Raw genomic sequence first — 7,051 nt, 5'->3', positions numbered from 1 at the left:
ATCTCAAGAATTGTTGAAATTTGCTAAGGATAAACAGAAAAATTTATAAATTATCCCAGGGAACAGGGAACAGGCAACAGGCAACAGGCAACAGGCAACAGGGAACAGGGAACAGGGAACAGGGAACAGGGAACAGGCAACAGGCAACAGGGAACAGGGAACAGGCAACAGTGGTACGACCCCAGGGATATAGGGAGTGTGGGGAGTGTGGGGACCCACCCCTAACCCCTCCCAAGAGGGAGAGATGGGGAGATTGAATATTTAAGTGTGGATAGAATTATAAATATATACTGTATAAGCAGATTATATATGAGGGAACAGGGGTTTTAACCAGAGGTAATTATCCATTATCCATTATCCATTATCCATTATCCATTAATGAATCTATGTCCTCAGCAACTTGTTCCTTGCTATAAAATTAGGAAGGCAAGATAAGAATTTTGCCAAGGATGTACAGAGGAGACAAATTTATGTCTGCAACCATACCAACTATAACTGGATTATACATTCTATCCTCAGAAGAAAAACTGACTTTTCCGCTCAAACATACGGAAGTTAAAGCAAAGATAGTGGGCAACCTATCTAGGGTAGAAGTTACTCAACAATTTGAAAATCCATTCACCGAACCCCTAGAAGCAACTTATGTCTTCCCATTACCAGATGAAGCAGCAGTCGATGAAATGGAAATCAAAATCGGCGATCGCTTAATCAAAGGTAATATTAAAAAACGAGAAGAAGCAAAAAAAATCTATCAACAAGCTAAACAACAAGGCTGCACAGCGGGGTTACTCGAACAACAGCGCGATAATATTTTCACTCAGTCTCTGGCAAATATTAAACCAGGGGAGCAAATAGATGTAATTATTCGCTACACAGACTCCCTCAAATTTGAAGGTGGGGACTATGAATTTGTATTTCCGATGGTAGTTGGACCTCGCTATATTCCAGGAACACCTATAGATGGAAGTGGTGATACAGACCAAGTTCCTGATGCTAGTCAAATTACACCGCCAATAGTTCCCCCGGCAACTCGTTCGGGACATGATATTGGTTTGACAGTAGAAATAGACTGTGGGATGCCAATTTTTCAGGTGCATTCCATATCCCACCAAATTAAAACATCCGAGCGAAGAGAAATTGTTACGGTTAAATTAGAGAATAAAGATACCATCCCAAACAAAGACTTCATTCTCCGCTATCAAGTTGCTAGCAATCATACCAAAGCAACAGTATTAACTCAAGCAGATCAATGTGGCGGATATTTTGCCGTTTATCTAATTCCAGCTTTACGGTATCGCAGTGATGAAATTGTGCCGAAAGATGTGGTTTTCCTCATGGATACTTCTGGCTCCCAAATGGGAGAACCCTTGCTCAAATGTCAGGAATTGATGCGCCGTTTTATTCACGGACTTAACCCCAACGATACTTTCACAATTATCGACTTTTCCAATACTGCCAGAAAACTGTCAGAAAAACCCTTGGCAAATACACCTAAAAATATTGCCGCTGCAATTAAATATATCAATAGATTAAATGCAAATGGTGGCACTGAATTACTTAATGGCATCCAAGAAGTTTTGAATTTTCCACCTCCACCTGCGGGAAGACTGCGGAGTATTGTAATGTTGACTGATGGTTATATTGGTAATGAAAAGGCAGTATTGGCAGAAGTGCAAGACAAACTCCAACCAGGTAACCGACTTTATAGTTTTGGCGTTGGTAGTTCGGTAAATCGATATTTGATTAACCGTTTGGCAGAAATTGGGCAGGGCATTGCCAGGGTTGTACGACAGGATGAACCTACTGAGGAAGTAGCAGAGAAATTTTTCCAACAAATTAATAATCCTGTATTGACTCAAATTGAGGTTGAGTGGAATGGTAGGGGTGAAGTACCAGAAATTTATCCGGTGGCAACTCCAGATTTGTTTGCCGAACAACCTTTGGTTTTGTTTGGGCAGAAACAGGATGCTGTGGGAGGTGAGTTACAGGTTAATGGTATTGCTGCTGGTGGGGAAATTTATCAGCAGACTTTTGAGATGATTTTTGCTGAGTCTGACAATACAGCAGTTGCTCAAATTTGGGCCAGGCAAAAGATTAAGCATTTGATGAATCAGATGTTTGATTATGATAAAAAGTCGATAGTAAAAGAGGTGACGGAGACAGCTTTAAGTTATCAACTGTTGTCAGAATATACGGCGTTTGTGGCAGTAAGTGAAGAAGTGCGAGTTGAACCTGATGGTAAGAGTATTTCGATGGAAGTTCCTGTGGAAATGCCGGAAGGAGTGAGTTATGAGGGGATTTTTGGGGCAGCATCTCCAATACCTCAAGTAGAAAAATATGCAGCTCGTGGTATGTCATATTCAAATGCTAGCCTAAAGAAGCGATCGAGTAAAAATATACAAGCATCAGCACCTCAAGCAACAAATTGGATGGAGCAAGAAAGGGAAAGAGGTATTACAATTCCCGAAACAGCTGAATTATCTTACGATCTATTTTCAGATGCAGAAGATGATATCGATCTATTTTTAGAAGCAGAAGATGATATTGATGTAGACGATATTACTCAAGAAGTTTCAAGCAAGTCAACTGATACTCCTTTGGAAATCATCCAAGTTATCGGGTTAGATGCAGCAGGAGAGGAAAATCTGAAGCAGTATCTACAGAATGTAAATTTACCACCAAATATTCATGGTGAAATAGTTTTGGAATTGCAGGTGAAAGGCGATCGCGTACTTCGAGTAATTTTAGATGATGAAATTTCTACTTTGAAGGAGAAAAAAATTGTAGAAGAAATTAAGCGCTCGCTCCTAAAATGGCGCGTTCCCTCTGCTGCAAATAAGATTCAGATTACAATCAAAGTTAGTTCCTAATATTAAGAAGTTGGGGGATAGCAAAATTCTATTCCCCCAGATGAGCTGTTGCCTATTGCCTGTTGCCTGCGCACAGCGCTATATTACTCTGGCAATATCTCAGTAACAGTTTCATAAAAATTAGTTTCTGGTGGTTTAGCAAATAAATGTGACATTTGTTCCAATGCAGCTTTATAAGCATCAGTTTGATTAGCATCCATAGCTTCAACCCCTTCCCAAAAAATTACAGCAATACCTTTATCTGTTCCTGGCAACTGCAATAAATAAGCTCCCTTAAAACCTTCGTTATAGGTAGCAACTGCCTTTTCATAAAGTTCCCTTGCTTCTTCAAATTTTCCTGGTTTAAATTCTCCCAAGGCAACATAAGCATATTTATGCTTCAAAAAGTCCATAAAATCTGACATTTTTTCTCCTGATACACTAGATAGGATTTAATATCATATCCATATCCGTGTATCCGTGCCATAATCCGTGTGAGCCACTCCCCTACTCCCTACTCCCCCACTCCCCCACTCCCCCACTCCCTACTCCCCCACTCCCCCACTCCCTACTCCCTATTGCCTACTCCCTGAAATAATATCCTCAGACAAAGATTTCCAGAAAGGATTATTTTTTCCTAAACGGGTTGTATTTGTCGCATCATGGATACTTCCCCTGAGATTCTGATAATATTTATCGTCCATAAAATTAATATTTAAACCAGCATCAGCTACTAACCTGCGGAATTTTTCCTGAGTATAATCTCTACCATTAATTAATGCTCCTACAGGATTTGAAACCAACAATTCTCCGTTAACTACCACCGAATTCACCATATTTGGCCACCAAGAATAACCGCTATATCCAAACATAGCTGGCACTTGAATAATCTGGTCATCACTTAAGTTAAATTCCTGCTTCAACTTTTCAATTAATGGATCTAATTTTTCCCGCTGCAAATAAAGATTATGCTGAATTAACTTCTGATTTTTTAGCGCTGCTCGTACCGTTGTTTGAGTGCTTAAACCACGATTTATTGCAGCTTGTCCATATCCTTGTAGACTCAATTCTTCTAATAGTTTAACCCCTGCTTCTGGACTAACAATTAACATTAAAGGTTTGCCATATTTACTAGGAATAAAAGTAATAATTTCATCTACATGACGAATCATTAACCAAGAAGTATCAATATCTACTGGCGGACCTTGAATTTTTTGTGCTTTAATAAAATCAACGATTTCTGGATTCAGACCTACTTCACCTGCCTGACCATAATAAATTCTTCCAAGCTCATATCCTTGTAGAGGTGGTGTCACTTCTAGGTTGCCATAAGCATCTGCCCATCTATTCAGGGGATCGAGTTGTCTAGGTTTACCTACTTCAAACCAGCCAAAATCTTCTTTGAGCAAACTTCTAGCGTATTGGTCATTTTCCCCTGGGCGGTTAGCTTTAAGTGCCACATTCATATTACGGGTTTGACCTTGAGAGGGAAATTGCACATAACCTATTTCTTTAGTATCTTGCATCCAGGTAGTACCGCCAGAATTAATTTGAGCTTTAGCGCCTGTTTTTTCGACTATCTGTTTGATTTTGGCGACAAATTCTTGATTGCCAAAACCACGTTCACTGACATGAAGCTCTTTGACTGGAGCAGTATTAGGAGACATTAACCAGGGAACTACACCTATTTGAATACTATCGGAGGCAATTTGTCTGCCATTTTTTTCAGCGATCGCTGTTAATTTAACGACTCCTTTCCAGTTGCGATCTGCGAACTGTTTAGCTTCCACTCCTAATACTATTTTCTCTCTAGATATTAATGCTTCAGTACCAGAAATATCTATTGGTTGCCATCCGTCTTCTGTTTTTTGGAATACATTGATATAGTCACTAGCATCTGTGTCTGTTGAGATATAGATTTGAGCATCTTTATAATTTTCTGCTACTTGAATATTCACCAGCGCCAAGTCTGCCTCATCACTTTCGCCATTAACTTCTCGATCGCGCCAGTCTGGTATTAGATCGCCATTATCATCATCGCTATTAAATAACATCAATGCTCCTTCTGATAGAGACCATTCTTCTCTACTCGATCTGTCAGCTTTATCTAACTCTCCGTCTCTGTTAGTGTCGCCATACATGGTGAAACCGGGAGATAAACTATATGCAATGGGTGAATAATTGGTTGTATTATTGTTTGTGTCGTCTTCTATATTTTCTATCCATCTTCTTGCTGCTATTACTTTTTCATAGGAGGCAACTGCTAGATATCCCTGATATTCGATCATTTTTTCGATCGCTTTATCTGTAATGAAAGAATTTTGGGGAATTTCACGCAGGTTAGAAATTGCCTCTAACCAAAGATTTTCTGCTTCTTGCCAGGTTTGGTAATTTGCCTGAATTGTTTTTCCTTTTTTTACTGCCTTACTTGCGTTGGCGATCGCTTGCTTCCAGCTTTGGGATGCTTTTTCTTCTTTAATAATATTAGCTTCTACGTTACGGAAGTTTTTCAGGGTTTTTTCATATTGTTGTAGGTGGAATTTGTATTGCCAGGGTTCTTCTACTTCTTGGAGACTTGGCCTTTGAGAAACTTTATTCAGTTCAGCTTTTATTTCGTCTCTAAGCTGGTAAAGTTCTGATAGTGAATTTACTTTTCTTGTAGTTTTTAAGTTGTTGTTTACTGACTCAAGCGTTTCTAAGGGCGAAACTAGTGAATTTCCTTGTTCTAGAAGGGAAGGTTGTGCCACTGCTTGAGGAACAGGCACCCAAATAATTGCTACTAATGCTCCAATGGTATTAACTAGAGCTACTTTGACATATCTAATCCAACACATAGTATATATCCTCGTATATAGTAATGGATTTTACCTGATTTTTGGTACTCAGAGGACTAATTTCCGATCTTCTCAATATTGAATCTACTGGAGTCCAACCAAATCATTGATGACGGTGCAATAGTAGAGAGTGTGTGGGGTGTGTAGAAAGTGTCAGGAGCGTGGGGAGTCTGGTAATAAATTAAAAAATATATACCTTTAATATTACAGGAGCAAGATAACTGAGTAATTATTCCTTCACCAAAAACTAAATTAAGCCTAATTAAGTGAGTATTAATAAATTTATATTTCCGGTTGAGAGATTGCAATTCGTAAGGTATTACAGAATTTTAAAATATCTCTGTTAGTTAAGTTTTTTGTACCTAAATTATAATTTTTCAACCGGAAATTATTTTAAGGTTCTCGAACCCATTCCTGATTTGGTTTTGCCCAATTGGCTGTTTCCACATTATTAGCACTGGAACTATTACTAGGCAACTCTAAGCAGTAACCAGCACCATATACTGTTTTAATATACCGAGGATGGCGAGGGTCTGGTTCCATCTTTGTTCTCAGATGTCTAATATGGACTCGGATCGTCTCAATATCATCATCTGGGTCGTAACCCCAGACTTCCTTGAGAATTTCACTAGGGGAGACTGTCTGGCCATGTCGTTGTAGTAAACAATGGAGTAACTCAAATTCTAAATGAGTTAGTTTTACTGTTTGTTCAAACCAAATAGCCTCAAATCTTTCAGGAACAAGAGTCAGAGGACCATAATTCAGGATTTCACTATGTTTTGCTGCTTGTGGGATTCGATCTGTGCGTCGCAGTAGGGCACGCACTCGTGCCAGCATTTCTTCTACTTCAAAGGGTTTTGTTAGATAATCATCTGCTCCAGCATTGAAGCCTTCTACTTTATTTTGGGTTTGACTTAAAGCAGTTAACATCAGTACCGGAATATCGGCTGTCCGTTCATCACGACGCAGACGTTGACAAATTGTAAACCCATCGACCTTTGGCAGCATTAAGTCTAATACTATCAGGTCTGGTAGTAGTTGCAGGGCTAGAGCTTGCCCTTTTATTCCATCTTCTGCTTGGCTAACTTCATAGCCGGCCATTTCTAGGTTGACAGCAACGAGTTCTGCGATCGCAGGATCGTCGTCAATGACGAGTATTCTAGGCATCATTTGCTACACTTAACCTAATAATTTTTTTTATTGTAATGTTTAATTAAGATTTTTAAGTTTTTTCTAACGTTTTTTCATTCAATGTTACACTTGTTTTTCAATACATAGATTATTTTTGTATTATAGTTCTACTTTTCTCTAACATAATTTTACTTTTTTGTCAAGTAACGCAATCTTTTTGTAGGGAGTAGGGAGTAG

The 7,051-nt window shown here is 39.0% G+C and carries 5 protein-coding genes; 2 read left to right on the top strand and 3 right to left on the bottom strand.

The features are described from left to right. Positions 1-20 precede the first annotated feature (20 nt). Entirely contained in the window at positions 21-257 is a 237-nt protein-coding gene (locus AC3DU7_RS20335) for a hypothetical protein (protein ID WP_488041122.1), read from the top strand. 213 nt (positions 258-470) lie between these two features. After that, entirely contained in the window at positions 471-2,870 is a 2,400-nt protein-coding gene (locus tag AC3DU7_RS20330) for a VIT domain-containing protein (protein ID WP_488041121.1), read from the top strand. Positions 2,871-2,953: 83 nt separating this feature from the next. On the opposite strand, the gene AC3DU7_RS20325 is transcribed toward AC3DU7_RS20330, so the two are convergent. The 3 genes from AC3DU7_RS20325 to AC3DU7_RS20315 form a co-directional block, all read right to left on the bottom strand. After that, positions 2,954-3,274 carry an antibiotic biosynthesis monooxygenase gene (locus AC3DU7_RS20325; protein WP_488041120.1) on the bottom strand — a complete coding sequence of 107 codons (321 nt, stop codon included), beginning with the start codon at positions 3,272-3,274 and terminating at the stop codon, positions 2,954-2,956. A gap of 150 nt (positions 3,275-3,424) precedes the next feature. Next, entirely contained in the window at positions 3,425-5,683 is a 2,259-nt protein-coding gene (locus tag AC3DU7_RS20320) for a protein-arginine deiminase domain-containing protein (RefSeq protein ID WP_488041119.1), read from the bottom strand. A 393-nt stretch (positions 5,684-6,076) separates the two neighbouring features. Next, positions 6,077-6,850, bottom strand: coding sequence for a response regulator transcription factor (locus AC3DU7_RS20315; RefSeq protein ID WP_488041123.1), 774 nt, complete (start codon positions 6,848-6,850; stop codon positions 6,077-6,079). Positions 6,851-7,051 lie beyond the last annotated feature (201 nt).

Source organism: Okeania sp. (assembly GCF_983059655.1).
Note: the sequence above shows the minus strand (reverse complement) of the source record. Positions and strands in the feature narration are given on the sequence as shown.